At 40.7% G+C, this 17346-nt stretch carries 15 protein-coding genes; 11 read left to right on the top strand and 4 right to left on the bottom strand.

The window, feature by feature from the left end:
- Positions 1 to 311: 311 nt before the first annotated feature.
- From gcvT to gcvP, 3 genes are all read left to right on the top strand, one after another.
- The gene (gene gcvT, locus RB151_RS14925; protein WP_042845051.1) at positions 312 to 1406 is read left to right on the top strand and encodes a glycine cleavage system aminomethyltransferase GcvT; all 1095 of its coding nucleotides are present in this window, start codon (positions 312 to 314) and stop codon (positions 1404 to 1406) included.
- 45 nt (positions 1407 to 1451) lie between these two features.
- On the top strand, positions 1452 to 1844 hold the full coding sequence (gene gcvH, locus RB151_RS14920; RefSeq protein ID WP_042845049.1) for a glycine cleavage system protein GcvH: 393 nt from the start codon (positions 1452 to 1454) through the stop codon (positions 1842 to 1844).
- Between the two features lie 715 nt (positions 1845 to 2559).
- A complete protein-coding gene (gcvP, locus tag RB151_RS14915; RefSeq protein ID WP_042845048.1) occupies positions 2560 to 5436 on the top strand; it encodes an aminomethyl-transferring glycine dehydrogenase in 2877 nt (958 codons plus the stop codon).
- A 115-nt stretch (positions 5437 to 5551) separates the two neighbouring features.
- On the opposite strand, the gene RB151_RS14910 is transcribed toward gcvP, so the two are convergent.
- From RB151_RS14910 to ygfZ, 3 genes are all read right to left on the bottom strand, one after another.
- A complete protein-coding gene (locus RB151_RS14910; protein WP_225832977.1) occupies positions 5552 to 6442 on the bottom strand; it encodes a hypothetical protein in 891 nt (296 codons plus the stop codon).
- A 160-nt stretch (positions 6443 to 6602) separates the two neighbouring features.
- Positions 6603 to 7223 (bottom strand): HD domain-containing protein, encoded by a 621-nt coding sequence (locus RB151_RS14905; protein ID WP_071548274.1) that lies wholly within the window; start codon positions 7221 to 7223, stop codon positions 6603 to 6605.
- Between the two features lie 11 nt (positions 7224 to 7234).
- Complete coding sequence (gene ygfZ, locus RB151_RS14900; RefSeq protein WP_071548273.1) at positions 7235 to 8224, bottom strand: tRNA-modifying protein YgfZ; 990 nt, start codon at positions 8222 to 8224, stop codon at positions 7235 to 7237.
- A gap of 249 nt (positions 8225 to 8473) precedes the next feature.
- Here ygfZ and sdhE point away from each other — a divergent pair, with 249 nt between their 5' ends.
- Positions 8474 to 8740, top strand: a complete 267-nt coding sequence (gene sdhE / locus RB151_RS14895) for an FAD assembly factor SdhE (protein ID WP_042845042.1) — start codon at positions 8474 to 8476, stop codon at positions 8738 to 8740.
- Positions 8721 to 9131: a protein YgfX gene (locus RB151_RS14890; RefSeq protein WP_042845040.1), complete on the top strand. Its 411-nt coding sequence runs from the start codon at positions 8721 to 8723 to the stop codon at positions 9129 to 9131. Before sdhE ends, RB151_RS14890 begins: the two co-directional genes overlap by 20 nt.
- 53 nt (positions 9132 to 9184) lie before the next feature.
- On the opposite strand, the gene fldB is transcribed toward RB151_RS14890, so the two are convergent.
- The gene (gene fldB, locus RB151_RS14885; RefSeq protein ID WP_042845038.1) at positions 9185 to 9703 is read right to left on the bottom strand and encodes a flavodoxin FldB; all 519 of its coding nucleotides are present in this window, start codon (positions 9701 to 9703) and stop codon (positions 9185 to 9187) included.
- A 117-nt stretch (positions 9704 to 9820) separates the two neighbouring features.
- Between fldB and xerD the strand changes: the two genes are divergently transcribed.
- The 6 genes from xerD (at position 9821) to RB151_RS14855 (ending at position 17331) form a co-directional block, all read left to right on the top strand.
- Positions 9821 to 10723 (top strand): site-specific tyrosine recombinase XerD, encoded by a 903-nt coding sequence (xerD, locus tag RB151_RS14880; RefSeq protein ID WP_042845037.1) that lies wholly within the window; start codon positions 9821 to 9823, stop codon positions 10721 to 10723.
- A 21-nt stretch (positions 10724 to 10744) separates the two neighbouring features.
- A complete protein-coding gene (gene dsbC, locus RB151_RS14875; protein WP_071548860.1) occupies positions 10745 to 11449 on the top strand; it encodes a bifunctional protein-disulfide isomerase/oxidoreductase DsbC in 705 nt (234 codons plus the stop codon).
- Between the two features lie 9 nt (positions 11450 to 11458).
- Entirely contained in the window at positions 11459 to 13192 is a 1734-nt protein-coding gene (gene recJ, locus RB151_RS14870; RefSeq protein ID WP_042845035.1) for a single-stranded-DNA-specific exonuclease RecJ, read from the top strand.
- Between the two features lie 119 nt (positions 13193 to 13311).
- Positions 13312 to 14413, top strand: a protein-coding gene (gene prfB, locus RB151_RS14865) for a peptide chain release factor 2 (RefSeq protein ID WP_105881210.1) whose coding sequence is annotated in 2 segments (ribosomal slippage) — positions 13312 to 13389 and positions 13391 to 14413 — 1101 coding nt in all. Because the reading frame shifts where the segments join, the coding sequence is not laid out codon by codon here.
- Positions 14414 to 14420: 7 nt separating this feature from the next.
- The gene (lysS, locus tag RB151_RS14860) at positions 14421 to 15938 is read left to right on the top strand and encodes a lysine--tRNA ligase (protein WP_042845032.1); all 1518 of its coding nucleotides are present in this window, start codon (positions 14421 to 14423) and stop codon (positions 15936 to 15938) included.
- 844 nt (positions 15939 to 16782) lie between these two features.
- On the top strand, positions 16783 to 17331 hold the full coding sequence (locus RB151_RS14855; RefSeq protein ID WP_042845030.1) for a hypothetical protein: 549 nt from the start codon (positions 16783 to 16785) through the stop codon (positions 17329 to 17331).
- The last annotated feature ends 15 nt before the right edge of the window (positions 17332 to 17346 follow it).

Below are 17346 nucleotides of genomic sequence, written 5' to 3'. Positions count from 1 at the left end.
GTTTTGCTCTCCAATTTTATTCATAAAGAATATAATCTGGTTGCTTTTTAATCTATTCTGCCTTGATTGTAAGCATTTTGAGTGATCATTCTCAATTATTTAACAAAAAGCACTGGTAAAAGTAGGATGTAATCAGTAATACAGTGGAGCAGTAGCCCTATTTTTTTTTATAGAATCTAGCCGCGAACAATGGTAGGTTTTTAAAAATGTTATCGTTTGCGTCAGGTTAGTAATGCCAATTGATTAATCGATAATAGGTATTCTTAACCACGCAATCACCCTGTCATATAAATAATGTAAAGAGGGTATTCATGGTAAAGCAAACAACACTATATGAAGAGCATATAGCCTGCGGCGCAAAGATGGTGGATTTTCATGGCTGGATGATGCCGTTGCATTATGGTTCTCAAATCAATGAACATAATTTCGTCAGAACCGATGCAGGGATGTTTGATGTTTCCCATATGACTATTGTCGATTTACATGGTGAAGGTTGTCGTGACTTTCTTCGTTATCTACTCGCTAACGATATCAATAAACTTACAGAGAAAGGTAAAGCCTTGTACACGGGTATGTTAAATGCATCCGGTGGGGTTATTGATGACCTGATTGTTTATTATTTGGAAGAGGGTTTCTATCGTTTGGTGGTTAACTCTGGGACAAGGGATAAAGACATCGCATGGATTGAGCAGCACGCAGCGGGTTATGCTGTCGAAATTCGTGTACGGGATGATTTAGCCTTATTGGCAGTTCAAGGCCCTCAAGCTCAGCAAAAAGTACACTCCTTGCTCAGTGATGAGCAAAATAAAGCCATTGCTGGCATGAAACCTTTCTATGGTGTCCAAACAGGGGATTTATTTATCGCCACGACAGGGTATACCGGTGAAAAAGGTTATGAAATTGCGATGCCGAAAAATCAAGTTGTTGGTTTTTGGCATAAGTTATTAAAAGCGGGTGTCCATCCTGCTGGCCTTGGCGCACGTGATACATTGCGTTTAGAAGCAGGTATGAATCTCTATGGCCAAGATATGGATGAAAGTATTTCCCCTCTAGCCGCGAATATGGGGTGGACGGTTGCTTGGAAACCGGAAGACCGCCAATTTATTGGGCGTGAGGCATTAGAACAATTACGCGAACAAGGAACTGAAAAACTCGTCGGTATTGTGATGCGTGAAAAAGGTATACTGCGAGCAGGGCAAGTGGTCCGCTTTACTGATGAATTGGGTAAATTACAAGAGGGGGTAATCACGAGTGGTTCTTTCTCTCCAACTCTCGGATTTAGTATTGCGTTGGCGCGTGTCCCTAACGGAATTCAAGACAAAGCGATTGTTGAAATTCGACATCGAGAAATGCCAGTTGAAGTGGTTAAACCGGGCTTTGTCCGCGAAGGTAACTGCTTAGTGTAATTTGGGGTAACCCGATAAACAAATTTTAAAATTGAGAGGCAAATAATGAGCAATACACCTAAAGAATTATTGTATACCCGTGAACATGAGTGGCTGCGTGATGAAGGTAACGGTGAGTATACCGTTGGTATTACTGAGCATGCGCAAGAAACTCTGGGTGATATGGTGTTTGTTGATTTACCTGAGGTTGGTAGCGTGGTTAGCGCAGGTGATGACTGTGCTGTTGTGGAATCCGTAAAAGCGGCATCTGATATCTACGCACCTTTGAGCGGTGAAATTGTTGCAGTTAATAGCGACCTGAATGATTCACCTGAACTAGTAAATGAACAGCCTTATCAAGAAGGTTGGATTTTCCGAATTAAAGCGTCGGATACCTCTGAGCTGGCGGACTTAATTGATGCGGCGGGTTATATCTCAATGATTGAAGTTGAAGAATAATTTATTCGTCATATTTTGTGTTGTGGCGGTGTTGGCTGCACTCGACAACTCGGGTCACATACTAGTGTATGCTCCCCAAGATTGTCTCCGCTTGCCGCCTAGCCACAACGCAAACTATTTAGAATAAATACTTTCAGTATGAGTTATAAGATGAATTATTTATAGGGTTTATTAATACGTTTGTTTTGTGGGTGTTGGCTGCACTCGACAACTCGGGTCACATACTAGTGTATGCTCCCCAAGATTGTCTCCGCTTGCCGCCTAGCCACAACGCAAACTATTTAGAATAAATACTTTCAGTATGAGTTATAAGATGAATTATTTATAGGGTTTATTAATACGTTTGTTTTGTGGGTGTTGGCTGCACTCGACAACTCGGGTCACATACTAGTGTATGCTCCCCAAGATTGTCTCCGCTTGCCGCCTAGCCACAACGCAAACTATTTAGAATAAATACTTTCAGTATGAGTTATAAGATGAATTATTTATAGGGTTTATTAATACGTTTGTTTTGTGGGTGTTGACTGCACTCGACAACTCGGGTCACATACTAGTGTATGCTCCCCAAGATTGTCTCCGCTTGCCGCCTAGTCACAAGATGAACTATTTAGAGAGTTGAAAAATATAATTAGCAAGCAACAAGTCGTTACCTCGCAAGTTCCGTAATAACCGCCCTACAACTTATGCATAGCAGACAAAGGATGGGAACACAGATATGTCGATGTCACTGAGTCAATTAGAAAACCGTTCAGAATTTATTTCACGCCACATTGGTTCATCAGAACAACAAATAAAAACCATGTTAGATACTGTGGGTGCAACCTCATTAGATGCTTTGATGGACAAAATTGTTCCTAAAGCAATTTTACTTTCAGAGCCACCAAGAGTAGGTGGTGGGGCAACTGAACAGGAAGCTTTAGCTGAATTGAAAGCTATCGCATCACTGAATAAACGCTTTAAAAGTTATATTGGGATGGGTTATGCACCCGCGGTGCTTCCCCCTGTTATTTTGCGTAACTTATTGGAAAACCCCGGTTGGTACACAGCTTACACGCCATATCAACCTGAAGTTTCACAAGGCCGCTTAGAATCATTACTTAATTTCCAGCAGTTAACGATTGACCTTACCGGATTAGACTTAGCATCAGCCTCATTATTAGATGAAGCGACTGCGGCGGCTGAAGCCATGGCGATGGCAAAACGAATTAGTAAGTTAAAGAATGCTGAACGTTTCTTCGTTGCTGATGATATTCACCCGCAAACCCTTGACGTTGTAAAAACACGAGCCGGTACCTTTGGTTTTGAAGTGATTGTTGATAGTGCAGAAAAAGTTCTTGAACATGAAGGGGTGTTTGGGGCCTTGTTACAACAAGTGGGCACAACCGGTAATATCCATGATTACAGTGAACTATTCGCAACATTAAAACAGCGCCAAATCGTTAGCTGTGTTGCTGCAGACATGATGGCATTAGTGTTATTAGCTGCACCGGGTAAACAAGGGGCCGATATCGTATTTGGCTCAGCGCAGCGTTTTGGTGTACCTATGGGCTATGGCGGTCCACATGCAGCTTTCTTTGCTTGCCGTGATGAGTTTAAACGTGCAATGCCGGGGCGTATTATCGGTGTGTCACGCGATGCCGCGGGGAATACAGCATTGCGTATGGCGATGCAAACCCGTGAGCAGCATATTCGTCGTGAAAAAGCGAATTCAAATATTTGTACCTCACAAGTTTTGTTAGCCAATATTGCGGCTATGTATGCGGTTTATCATGGTCCTGAAGGTTTAAAAATGATTGCTGGGCGTATTCATCGCTTCACATCAATCTTTGCTAAAGCTTTAGCCGAAGCGGGGTTCTCATCACGCCATAAAACTTGGTTTGATACTTTAGCAGTTGAAGTGGAAGATAAAACCGCAGTATTAGCCCGAGCAGAAAAAGCAAACATCAATTTACGGACGGATATTCGTGGAGCCGTGGGGGTCACCTTTAGTGAAGTCACCACTCGCCAGGACTTAAATGAGCTGTTTACGGTGATCACGGGTATTGACACTAAATTGGATTTTGAAAAATTAGACCAATCTGTTGCAAATCAAGAACACGCCATTCCAAAATCTATGCAACGGGCAGATGAAATCTTAGTTCATCCGAATTTTCATCGCTATCACAGCGAAACAGAAATGATGCGTTATATGCATAGCCTTGAGCGTAAAGATTTAGCGTTGAACCAAGCGATGATCCCGCTGGGGTCGTGTACGATGAAGCTTAATGCAGCCGCGGAGATGATCCCGATTACATGGCCAGAATTTGGGGAGCTACATCCATTCTGCCCTGTGGACCAAGCACAAGGCTATCATCAAATGATTGAACAGCTTTCTCATTGGTTGGTGCAATTAACGGGTTACGATGCGGTTTGTATGCAACCTAACTCAGGTGCACAAGGGGAATATGCAGGGCTGCTCGCTATCCGCCGTTATCATGAAAGCCGTAATGATGGGGGGCGGAATATTTGTTTGATCCCAGCTTCCGCTCATGGAACCAATCCAGCGTCTGCCCATATGGCAGGTATGGAAGTCGTGGTTGTACGTTGTGATGATGAAGGGAATATCGACTTAGACGATTTACGCGATAAAGCGCAGCAATATAGTGATGTACTTTCTTGTGTCATGGTGACTTATCCATCTACACATGGGGTTTATGAAGAAAGTATTCGCGAAGTCTGTGAAATTATTCATCAATATGGTGGACAAGTTTACCTTGATGGAGCAAATATGAATGCTCAGGTTGGGTTAACGACACCGGGCTTTATTGGCGCGGATGTGTCTCACTTAAATTTACATAAAACATTCTGTATTCCTCATGGTGGTGGCGGTCCAGGTATGGGTCCAATTGGGGTGAAAAAACATTTAGCTCCGTTTGTACCAGGGCATTCAGTAGTTGAACAAGAAATGGTCACAGACCAAGGTGCAGTTTCTGCTGCTCCATTTGGTAGCGCTTCTATTTTGCCCATTAGCTGGATGTATATCCGAATGATGGGCTCTTATGGCTTACGCAAAGCGAGCCAAGTGGCTATTTTGAATGCGAACTATATTGCTAAACGCCTTTCCAGCCGCTATGACATTTTATATACAGGGCAAGATGGTTACGTTGCTCATGAATGTATCGTTGATTTACGCCCAATTAAAAAGGATACCGGCATCAGTGAGCTTGATATAGCTAAACGGTTGATTGACTATGGTTTTCATGCCCCAACCATGTCTTTCCCTGTGGCAGGCACGTTGATGATAGAACCAACGGAATCGGAATGTATCACTGAAATCGACCGTTTTATTGAGGCGATGTTAGCAATACGGGATGAGATTGACCAAGTGGTTGAAGGGCAGTGGACGCTTGAGGATAACCCTCTGGTGAATTCTCCTCATGTCCAAACCGAGCTAACGCAAGAATGGCCTCACAGTTATAGCCGTGAATTGGCTGTGTTCCCGACGGCGCAAACCAAAGCTAATAAATATTGGCCAGCGGTTAAACGTCTTGATGATGTGTATGGCGACCGTCATTTACATTGCTCGTGTGTTCCGATTGAAGAGTATATGTAAGATATAATTTAAAGTGCTCATATCATGTTGAGCACTATCAATAAATTAGTTATAAGGCTTGAACTCAATATTAGACTGAGTCAGGCCTTTTTCTTTAATATATTCACATGATAAATTAAGGTGAATACTGGGTGATCCCCGTATAGTTTTTACCTTGATAAACTTTCTCAACGTCACCGGTCGGTATTGTTACGCGATAAACCCCGCCATTTAGGTCTGCGACATACATTAATTGAGCAGGTTTATCATAAGTGAGACCGATAGCTTCTTTGAAACCACGGCTGATAACTTTGTGATTATTGACGCCATGCGCCGTCACATTTGCACAATTTAAACTATTACCATCCGGTTCGGCACCTCTATCCGTCCAATATAAAAGACAGGCTTCTTCATCAAGTAATAGGTCAATAGGCTCAGGTAGGCGATCAAGTAATAGTTCAATATCAGTTCGGTTCTCGGGTGGTTGCTGAATGTTTGGTTTTAGTGGTGCTCTGAAAATACGACCAAGATTACCTTTTGGCGTCCCTTTTTGTGTCCAATAAACCCAATTGTTGGGAATATCTAAAGAAATACCGACACACTGGTCTAAAATATCAACTTGGTTTTGCTTATTTCTGGGCCTTGCCACATGAGTTTGCAAGTTTGAGCCATCGACATGGCAAGAAGCAACTTTTCCCCCTTCGCGATCACACCAATATAGCCTTTGATTGATTAAATCGAGTTGTAGCTGTTTTGGTGTTCTGACATCTCCATGACCTAACAACATTTTTCGCCCACTACCATCGAAGTTCATTACGTTAATTGAACCATCATCAGCGTCATAATCCTCTCCCATATTACTCCAATAAATTAATTTATTCGTTGGGTCGACGGCGATACCATCTGGTGTTCCACCTAATTGTTCTATTAGGCATGTAATTTGATAGGTTGATTTATTAAACTGAATAATGGCTGGAGAATGGACATCAAGTAACAATAGATAAGGGGATGAGCTAATTTTATTCATTGGCATATGTCACCTAATTGATAATCAATACATCACGTGAATGTTTGTTTAAACCATAGGTAACATCTTATTAATTAGCAAACTATTAAATGTATTAAAAATTAGTTTTGAAGGAGGTTATAGGATTTTTATAAGCGACCGTTAAGCCGCTTATCGGGAATTACAGTAACCAGCCTTTTTGCTGGGCTTGCTCTAACTGTAATTTAAGTTGTTGATAAAAATCAGGAAGAATTTGCTCTATATAATCACATTTACTGATTACTTGCTCAAGACGGATGTTGTTTTCAACCCAGCTTTGCCCTTGATTATGTAAATTCATCAGCATTGGCATAGCCCTATCAATCGCATTGGCGTAAATGGACTCAGGAGTTTCAAGCGCATCATATTCATTCCATAATGCTAAAAGCGTTTCAGCTTGCGGGTTAGGCAATAGGTTGAAAATACGATTAGCCGCTTTAACTTCTTCTTCATGGATAGCGTCACGAGCAGCATTATCGAATACCATGACATCACCTGCGTCAATTTCAACTATGTCGTGAACTAATGCTAATTTAATCGCATGCTCAATGTTAACACCTTGAACATAAGGGGCGAAGCTCATGGCTGCAACTGCAAACTGCCAGCTATGTTCGGCAGTATTTTCTTGGCGTTCGCGATTCAATAACTTATTTTTACGGTAAATACTTTTGAGCTTATCTAATTCCATTAAAAATTGGACGACCTCGGTAAAAGCCCCAAACTTGATAACCTCAATAGGCTCGTTACCTAATACAGATGACATAAAAACCCCAACTATTTTTCTTCTAATGAATATGGCAACGGTACGATAGTTAAATGGCTTTGCTCATCACCCATAACGCGAAAAACACTGTCAGGTTCCATATCGTTATTCATAATGATTTGCACATATATTTTGCCATCCCCTAAGCGAACCGTGGCAAGAACTGTCCCAGTACGGCGCCATTTATCGCCGAGTTGCCATTCAACGCCTTCACCAATATTTGGGGGTGTTGAACCTGTTCCTTTTAACAAATACATTGCGCGTTTATTGGCACCACGAAATTTGGCCCTAGCGACCATTTCTTGACCCGTGTAACAGCCTTTTTTAAAGCTAATTCCATCAGGAAGAGCTTGTAAATTAGCCGCTTGAGGTAAGTGTTGAGCGCTATTTTCTTGGTCGATAACGGCAAAGCCTGCTTCGATATCGAGTGCTAACCACTGTTCATCACTGACTTGTGGGGCACCGAGTGTCTGCACTATTGTCTGTGCTGTTGCCTCTGTTGTAACCACTAAAAAACGTTCTGTAGGTAATGAAAAATAGAGTAAAGTCGAATCACCGTCAGTGACTACTTGGTTTTGTTCGTCAGGTAAAATGCTAAAGACTGCTGAAAGTGCTGCTCTTGCTCCTTTACCCGCTACCCCAAGTAGCTTAAGCTCATTTTTTTTCTCAAATGTTACTTTGGAAAAAACTGCATATTTTTTGAGTTCAGCGAGTTGCGTATCAGCAATACTGCTTCTTAATAAATAAGAGAACCCTTCTAAATGATGGAATAACCGCAGGTCACTCCACATTTTACCTTTTGGGTCGCAATGGGCAGTTAATGCATGTGATTGAGTGAGTGTGGCAACATCTGCGGTCACTTGGCCTTGTAAATATTTTTCTGCGTCTAGGCCATGAAGGTGGATAAGTTCCCAGTTTTCCAGTGAAATCAAAACGAGCGGTAAAGAGTGTGATTCAAAGGGAAATTGTTGTGTACTATCAATATCAATTTGGGTAGTCATGATTTCACCTGTTGTTCTTTGATAGATAAAGGTGCTTAATGGTAAAATAGCTAGATAACATTGCAAGTAGTTATTATGATACCACGGGTATTATCGAGTATTTTTTTGTTATCTGTTTGTAGAAAAACGGCATTTTACTACTAAAATTACAACAATGTAGCCTATGGCATGTTTTCTCAGTAGATAATCTGTTAGAGTATTGAAAATAATCAATCTTATCAGTTAACTGCAACAAAAGGTCGTAGTGGAATGGATATTGAGAACAAGGCGCGAATTCATTGGGCTTGTCGCCGCGGTATGCGTGAGCTAGATATTTCAATCATGCCATTTTTTGAGTATGAATATGATAGTCTGACAACCAATGATAAACAGGTGTTTGTCCGTTTATTGGAGTGTGCGGACCCTGATTTATTTAACTGGTTAATGAATCACGGTCGCCCAGATGACGACGAGCTATTTCGTATGGTAAAACTGATTCAGGAAAAAAATAAAAATCGTGGTCCTGTGGAAATCTAATCTTTCCATTTCATGGAAAACACAGTTTTTTTCAACCTGTGTTCATGGGGCAGTAGGCATGTTTTTGCTTGTTGCACCATGGGCACCGGCTCATTCAATGATATGGTTGCCACTTCTTGCGGTTGTGGTGGCTAGTTGGGCAAAAAGCCAAAAGAACATCAGCAAAATAAAAGGGGTTGCTGTGTTGGTTAATGGTAATAAAGTCCAATGGAAAAAGAATGAATGGAATATTGTGAAAGCACCTTGGTTGAGCCGCTATGGCATCTTATTGTCATTAGAAGCTTTACAAGGTAAGCAACAAAAAATTCACCTATGGGTTGCTAAAGACTCTGTTTCTGAGGAAAGTTGGCGTAATTTGAACCAATTATTACTTCAATACCCTGATATTTAAGGCTACTGAAAAACAAGTAGCCGTAAAGAACCTTAGTCACTTATGTTCATGTATTACAGGGAAGCTTCGATTTCTTGCAAAATTTGCACACACCATTGCGCAATGCGCTCATCGGTCTGCTCAAATTGATGAACTTCATCTAATGCTAGCCCAACAAATTTATCACCCTGTTCATTTAAGGGTTTTGGGCTTTCGAATTCATAGCCATCAGTAGGCCAAAAACCGACAAATTTGACACCTGTTGGTTTTAATTGGTGGTATAACATGCCCAAGGCATCAAGAAACCATTCGCTATAATCTATTTGATCTCCTAACCCGTACATAGCAACAATTTTATTTGCTAAGTTAAGAGTGGGAAGCGCTTCCCAAATTTCTAGCCAATCTTCTTGTATTTCACCAAAATCCCACGTTGGTATTCCCAAAATAAGAACATCATACTGTTCCATTTCAGTTGGCGGTGTATCGTTAACGTTATGCAGTGTGACGAAATCATCGCCCAGAATATCACGTATTTTTTCTGCAACCATTTCGGTATAACAGGTACTAGAACCGTAAAAAAGACCTATTTTCATATATATTGTTACTATGTCCAGCTATGGTTTTCATCACAAGAGATGTATTGTAACAGAAGCAACTACATTCAGGCATAATAGAATTGTGTGGTCTTACCCTAAGGAAGCTCATTTTTCGTGGAAATAAAACAACTTAATCCATTAATTGAACAATTTCTTGATACCATTTGGTTAGAACAAGATCTTGCCGAAAACACTTTGGCATCTTATCGTAATGACCTTCAGTCGTTAGACAACTGGCTTGATGCTCACCAATTGTATTTAGAAAGTGTTCAGTCAATTGACCTGCAATCTTTTTTAGCAGAACGCATTGATGGCGGTTATAAAGCGACCAGCTCTGCTCGCCTATTAAGTGCTATGCGTAGGTTATTTCAGTATTTGTATCGTGAAAAAATACGTCTCGATGACCCATCTGCGGTTATTGCAGCACCCAAAATTCCTCAGCGTTTACCTAAGGATTTAAGTGAGCGGCAAGTCGAAGATTTATTGAATGCACCCGCAACAGAGGATGCGCTTGAGTTACGAGATAAAGCGATGTTAGAAGTGTTGTACGCTTGTGGTTTGCGAGTATCTGAATTGATAGGCTTAACATTTTCAGATATCAGTTTACGTCAAGGTGTCATCCGTGTGGTAGGTAAGGGTGATAAAGAAAGATTGATTCCATTGGGAGAAGAGGCAATATACTGGCTAGAAAAATATATTGATGAAAGTCGTCCTGAACTATTGAATGGCAAAACCAGCGATATTTTATTTCCCAGTAAGCGTGGCACTAAAATGACACGGCAAACTTTTTGGCATCGGATAAAATATTATGCAGTACTTGCTCATATTGATACTGAACTACTCTCACCTCACGTACTGAGGCATGCATTCGCAACCCATTTATTGAACCACGGGGCGGATTTACGTGTTGTGCAAATGTTATTAGGTCATAGTGACTTATCCACAACACAAATTTATACCCATGTTGCCACAGAACGGTTACGCATGTTACATGAGCAACATCACCCAAGGGGGTGATGTATGATTAAAGGATTATCTATGAAACGCAAATTGTTATTATTGGCTGCCGCGTGTATTACGGCATTTACAGCGACAGTATATGGCGCAACCGAAGAAAAAGTGATCCGCGATACGTTAGAAAAATACGATATGTCGGTTGAGGCAATTAAACCCTCACCAATAGTCGGCTTGAATGTCGTTGAAACAACAACTGGTATTGTTTATATCACTGACGACGGTAAATATTTACTGCAAGGGCCGATTTATGACATGAGTGGCAAAAACCCAGTCAATATTAGTAATCAGCCACTGATGAAAAAAATTGAAGCACTAAAAAATGAAATGATTATTTTCAAAGCGCCTCGAGAAAAATATGTTGTTACTGTCTTTACCGATATTAGCTGCGGTTACTGTAAAAAATTGCATGAATCTGTTGGTGAGTTAAACAGTAAAGGGGTTACGGTTCGTTATCTTGCATATCCGCGTCAAGGCGCTGATAGCGACGTAGGTAAAAAAATGGCATCAATATGGTGTAATGGTCTCCCTCAAAAAGCCTTGACTCAGGCATTTAAAGGGGACGAAATTGCGATGATTGATGGTTGCAAAATTGACTTAAGCAAACATATGAATGTCGGCAATTTATTTAAAGTCACAGGGACGCCTGCCATCATATTACCAGACGGCCAAATGTTATCCGGTTTTCTTAAGCCAGATGCTCTTATCCAGTTACTTGACCAAAAATAGTTAATTATTGTGAATGTAGAAACGTTATTACAACAAAGAACCCAAGATAACTCGGCTGTCCAATTACCTGGTTTACCGGAGCTGTTACAGCGCATTTATCGGCATCGGGGGATCACGGACATAACGCAATTAGAACGTAAAGCGTCTAATTTATTGGACTATCGTTCATTAGCTGGTATTGGGGATGCGTTATCACTGCTTTATCGCGCATTGGTTGAACATCAGGCGATCACCATCGTTGGTGATTTTGATGCAGATGGGGCAACGAGCACGGCATTAGCTATCCGCGCCTTAAAAGCGATGGGCTATGCAAACCTTAATTATATTGTTCCTAATCGTTTTGAAAATGGCTATGGTTTAACGCCGCTTGTTGTTGAAGAAGCTTATAAACGCGGGACAAATTTAATTATTACTGTTGATAATGGTATTTCATCTCATGAGGGAGTTGCCGTAGCTAACCAATATGGAATAAATGTCATTATTACGGATCACCATCTGCCCGGCGAAGTTTTACCTGCAGCTGATGCAATTATTAACCCAAATCTAAATGATTGCCGTTTTGCGTCCAAATCACTCGCTGGTGTTGGCGTGACCTTTTATTTGATGTCTGCATTGCGTGCACATTTACGCCAACAAGGGTGGTTTACGCAACAAGGTCTTAGTGAGCCTAATTTAGCAGAGTACCTTGATTTAGTCGCATTAGGGACTGTGGCAGATGTGGTTCCCCTTGATACCAATAATCGCATTTTAGTTCATCAAGGTTTAAACCGTGTTAGAGCAGGCCGTTGCTGTGTTGGTATTAAAGCATTAATTGAAGTTTCTAAACGGGACTTATCTAGGTTAGTCGCAAATGATTTCGGTTTTGCACTTGGTCCAAGGCTAAACGCTGCGGGTAGGTTAGACGATATGTCCGTGAGTATTGAGTTATTATTAACAGATGATATGGCCCATGCTCGGGAGCTTGCTAACGAACTTGATGGTTTAAACCAAACACGTCGCGATATTGAAGCAGGGATGCAACAAGAAGCATTGGTTCTGTTTAATAAACTTGAATACGGTAATAACCCATTGCCTAATGGCTTAGCGATTTACCATCCTGAATGGCACCAAGGTGTTGTTGGGATTTTGGCTTCAAGGATAAAAGAACAATACCATCGCCCGGTTATTGCTTTTGCACCGGCAGGGGATGGGATATTAAAAGGGTCAGGGCGTTCAATTCAAGGTGTACATATGCGAGATGCTTTAGAGCGGCTAAATACCTTACAACCTGGGCTGATGCAAAAATTTGGTGGCCATGCCATGGCGGCTGGGTTGACTTTGGACGTCGATAAATTTGATATTTTTAAACATCATTTTGAACTATTAATGGGTGAACTCATTCAGCCCGAGCAGCTTTCAGGCGTAGTTTGGAGCGATGGTGAGTTATCGCGCCATGAATTTTGTTTAGAAACAGCTGAGCTTCTTCGTGAAAGTGGCCCATGGGGGCAAGCATTCCCTGAACCTGTATTTGACGGGCATTTCCAGTTGCTACAACAAAGGTTAGTTGGGGAGCGTCACCTTAAATTGATGTTAGAACCTGTTTGTGGTGGGCCTATGCTAGATGCCATCATGTTTAATATTGATGTTCGCCGGTGGCCTGATAACAGCATCAAGAAAGCAAAAATTGCGTTTAAACTTGATGTAAATGAATACCGTGGGCAAAAAAATGTCCAGTTAATGGTTGAACATATTTGGCCGGATTGAGCTAACAAATAGCCAGAGAAATAGCGTTTGATGCCGCTATAAACCTGAGATAAATTCCGTTATACTAAACGGTTTGTAAATAAAAATTTTATTTTTGACTAACCATAAGATATTGAAAAATGACGTTTGAAATAAACCCAGTAAAAAGTAAGATTCAGGACCTGTCTGAACGGACAGAGGTTCTGAGGGGGTATCTTTGACTATGATGCCAAGAAAGAACGCTTAGAAGAAGTCAACGCTGAACTTGAGCAACCAGATGTCTGGAATGAACCAGAAAGGGCTCAGGCACTTGGTAAAGAACGCTCATCCCTTGAAGTTATCGTAGAAACGATTGACCAGATGGTTCAAGGCCTTGAGGACGTAGAAGGTTTATTGGAGTTGGCTGTTGAGGCCGACGATGAAGATACTTTCAACGAAGCCGGTGCTGAGTTAGAGCTACTACAAGGTAAGTTAGAGCAGCTCGAATTCCGCCGTATGTTCTCAGGTGAGTATGACAGCGCTGATTGCTACATTGACTTACAAGCAGGTTCTGGCGGTACTGAAGCGCAAGATTGGGCAAGTATGCTGTTACGCATGTATTTGCGCTGGGCAGAGTCAAAGGGCTTTAAAACCGAGATTATTGAAGAATCTGATGGTGATGTTGCTGGGCTGAAATCTGCAACGGTCAAAATTATTGGTGACTATGCCTACGGGTGGCTAAGAACGGAAACCGGGGTTCACCGTTTAGTGCGTAAGAGCCCGTTTGACTCAGGTGGGCGCCGTCACACCTCTTTTAGTTCTGCGTTTATTTACCCTGAAGTGGATGACGATATTGATATCGACATTAATCCAGCGGATCTGCGTATTGATGTATACCGTGCTTCTGGTGCTGGTGGTCAGCACGTTAACAAAACAGAGTCAGCGGTTCGTATCACACACATTCCAACGAATATTGTGACTCAATGCCAGAATGACCGTTCGCAGCATAAAAACAAAGACCAAGCGATGCGCCAGTTAAAAGCTAAGTTATACGAACTGGAAATGCAGAAGAAAAATGCAGATAAGCAAGCGATGGAAGAGAACAAATCCGATATTGGCTGGGGAAGCCAGATTCGTTCTTATGTCCTTGATGATGCAAGAATAAAAGATTTACGTACTGGTGTGGAAACGCGTAACACGCAAGCCGTACTGGATGGTGATTTGGATAAATTCATTGAAGCTAGTTTAAAAGCTGGCCTGTGAGGAAAAAATGTCTCAGGAACAACAAGGCGCTGAACAAGCACCTGATTTGAATAACGAACTTAAAGCCCGCAAAGAAAAATTAGTGGCATTGCGTGAAAAGGGTATTCCATTCCCCAATGATTTTCGTCGTGAAAATATTTCTGACAAAATTCATGCTCAATATGATGATAAAACATCAGAAGAGCTTGAAGACTTAAATATTGAAGTGTCGATTGCAGGTCGTATGATGACTCGCCGTATTATGGGTAAAGCGTCATTTGCCACGTTACAAGATGTTGGTGGGCGCATCCAGATTTACGTATCTCGCGATGATTTAGCCGAAGGCGTCTACAATGAGCAATTCAAAAAATGGGACTTAGGTGACATCCTTGGTGCAAAAGGTCGTTTATTTAAAACCAAAACAGGTGAATTAACGGTTCATTGTCACGAAGTGCGTTTATTAACTAAAGCGCTTCGCCCTTTGCCTGATAAATTTCATGGGTTAGCAGACCAAGAAACACGTTATCGTCAACGTTATCTTGATTTGATTGCTAACGATGAGTCACGTCATACATTTATTGTTCGTTCGAAGATCCTTGCAGAAGTCCGTAATTTCATGGTGGATAATGGCTTTATGGAAGTCGAAACACCAATGATGCAAGTTATCCCTGGCGGGGCATCTGCTCGTCCGTTCATTACTCATCATAATGCGTTAGATATTGATATGTATTTACGTATTGCACCAGAACTGTACTTAAAACGGTTAGTTGTTGGTGGTTTTGAACGTGTATTTGAGATTAACCGTAACTTCCGTAATGAAGGGCTATCTCCACGCCATAACCCAGAGTTCACTATGATGGAACTCTATATGGCGTATGCGGATTACCGTGATCTGATTGCTTTAACTGAAGATCTCTTCCGTACACTGACACAAAAAGTGTTAGGGAATACGGTTGTTCAATATGGTGAGCAGCAGTTTGATTTTGGTAAACCATTTACTAAATTAACAATGAAAGAAGCTATCTGTAAATATCGTCCAGAAACTAATGTTGCTGACTTAGACGATATGGATAAAGCGGTTGCGATTGCTCAATCAATTGGTATCAAAATTGAGAAGAGCTGGGGTCTTGGCCGCATTCAATGTGAGATTTTTGAAGAAGTTGCGGAAAGTCATTTAATCCAACCAACTTTTATCACCGAATATCCGGCTGAAGTATCACCATTAGCGCGTCGCAATGATGATAACCCATTCATCACTGACCGTTTTGAATTCTTCATCGGTGGTCGTGAAATCGGTAATGGTTTCTCGGAATTAAATGATGCGGAAGACCAAGCAGAGCGCTTTGCCGAACAAGTTCGTCAAAAAGATGAAGGTGATGACGAAGCGATGTTCTATGACGAGGACTATGTTACTGCATTAGAACATGGTTTACCGCCAACAGCTGGTCTTGGTATTGGTATTGACCGTATGGTGATGTTGTTTACTAACAGTCATACAATTCGCGATGTTATTTTGTTCCCTGCATTACGTCCAAGTAAAGCTTAAATACTATATATGCCCAGTTAAATCTGGGCATTTTATTTATCCCCATCCTTTATACTCTTTTTATGCTTTATTCAAGCTCATCATTTTAGTTGTAAAATTACTACCTTGTTTGTTTTATATTGCAATGTCTCGTTTAAGTTTGCACATTTAATCGCTGTGCCTCTGCTAAATACGACGAATGAAACATATATTAAAATCAAAAATAAATTTGAGTTACGAATGGTATCAATTTAATATAAGTAATTCTGACAGATAGCTGGTATAATTGATGGCGCAAAATTACTGTTATACTAATGTGTGCTTCTATGCAACATATTGATTAAGTATAAGTTTTATTGTTTTTTTGCGAGGTTTGTAGCTAATGTTTTAAAGTGAACTGCATTTATTATGGATAGCTCTTCGCTATGCTAAAGCATTCTTTAACCCGTTGTTTGTAATAAAAATGAAAAATAGATTTGTTTTGCAAAGTGGATGACTGCTTTATTTGTTAGCAAGTGTTACAAAGAAATACTTAGAATTAGGCTTGACCTAAGATGTTATTAGACTGTTTGATTTACGATTAGGTTAACGGTTTAAATAATCTTTTGCTAACATAATATAATTAAAAAGCCTACTCATAGGTGTTGAGTTATCACTTATTTGGCGTATTAATGAGAATAAGCTCATAAAAATAACTAAAATGTAGCGATAAAATTATTTTGAAACTAAAATTAATTTAATCATAAATTTATGAGAACACTCTATTTCTACATTCGGGCTTATAGAAAATAGCTAATTTTTAGCTTACACTAGGTTTCTTGGACATCATTATAATAGCGAAGAAAAGTGCTGTTAAGGTAACCATATGTTTTTAAAAAATAAATTTTATGTTGCATCTTTGCTTATAGCAAGTACAGCTCTTCTTTCAGGTTGTACATTTGGCTCAGACACATACAATACAGCAACACCGAACACCCCAAGTAAGCAGGTAGTCAATACTAATACCGCTCAACCAGTAGCGGATGCAACCGCAACTCAAGGGCAGGTTGATGATTCTTACCCTGAATCTCAAAAAGTTCTAAATAATGCTATCGACCGCACACCAATAGCATCCACAAGTTATGGTGATAATGCGGCTAACCAGCAAACATTTGCTCATCTAAATACGTGTGTTAAAGAATTAAACGCATTAAAAACGCTCTCACCTAAAGATTACAATCGCTTAGTAGGTTCATTTAAAGAGGTTAGCGAAATCAACCGCCTATATCGACAAGTTGAAGGTACTGCTAGCCCCGACACAATTGAACTATTACAAATGGCAATAGAGTCTAAAACTAAAGTGTTGTGCGCAAAAGTTCGCTATAACTCAGTATTGTCTACCGAATCAACGTTGAAGAAAATTAGTGGATTATGAGAATAAACCTTAGGC

Origin of the sequence: Providencia rettgeri, assembly GCF_001874625.1 — a bacterium.
In the GTDB taxonomy this organism is placed as follows: domain Bacteria; phylum Pseudomonadota; class Gammaproteobacteria; order Enterobacterales; family Enterobacteriaceae; genus Providencia; species Providencia huashanensis.
Note: the sequence above shows the minus strand (reverse complement) of the source record. Positions and strands in the feature narration are given on the sequence as shown.

Excerpts from the sequence above, each read along its gene's own strand:
- gcvT (WP_042845051.1), top strand. The coding sequence starts at position 312 with ATGGTAAAGCAAACAACACTATATGAAGAGCATATAGCCTGCGGCGCA.
- gcvH (WP_042845049.1), top strand. The coding sequence starts at position 1,452 with ATGAGCAATACACCTAAAGAATTATTGTATACCCGTGAACATGAGTGG.
- gcvP (WP_042845048.1), top strand. The coding sequence starts at position 2,560 with ATGTCGATGTCACTGAGTCAATTAGAAAACCGTTCAGAATTTATTTCA.
- RB151_RS14910 (WP_225832977.1), bottom strand. The coding sequence starts at position 6,442 with ATGAATAAAATTAGCTCATCCCCTTATCTATTGTTACTTGATGTCCAT.
- RB151_RS14905 (WP_071548274.1), bottom strand. The coding sequence starts at position 7,223 with ATGTCATCTGTATTAGGTAACGAGCCTATTGAGGTTATCAAGTTTGGG.
- ygfZ (WP_071548273.1), bottom strand. The coding sequence starts at position 8,224 with ATGACTACCCAAATTGATATTGATAGTACACAACAATTTCCCTTTGAA.
- sdhE (WP_042845042.1), top strand. The coding sequence starts at position 8,474 with ATGGATATTGAGAACAAGGCGCGAATTCATTGGGCTTGTCGCCGCGGT.
- fldB (WP_042845038.1), bottom strand. The coding sequence starts at position 9,703 with ATGAAAATAGGTCTTTTTTACGGTTCTAGTACCTGTTATACCGAAATG.
- dsbC (WP_071548860.1), top strand. The coding sequence starts at position 10,745 with ATGAAACGCAAATTGTTATTATTGGCTGCCGCGTGTATTACGGCATTT.
- lysS (WP_042845032.1), top strand. The coding sequence starts at position 14,421 with ATGTCTCAGGAACAACAAGGCGCTGAACAAGCACCTGATTTGAATAAC.
- RB151_RS14855 (WP_042845030.1), top strand. The coding sequence starts at position 16,783 with ATGTTTTTAAAAAATAAATTTTATGTTGCATCTTTGCTTATAGCAAGT.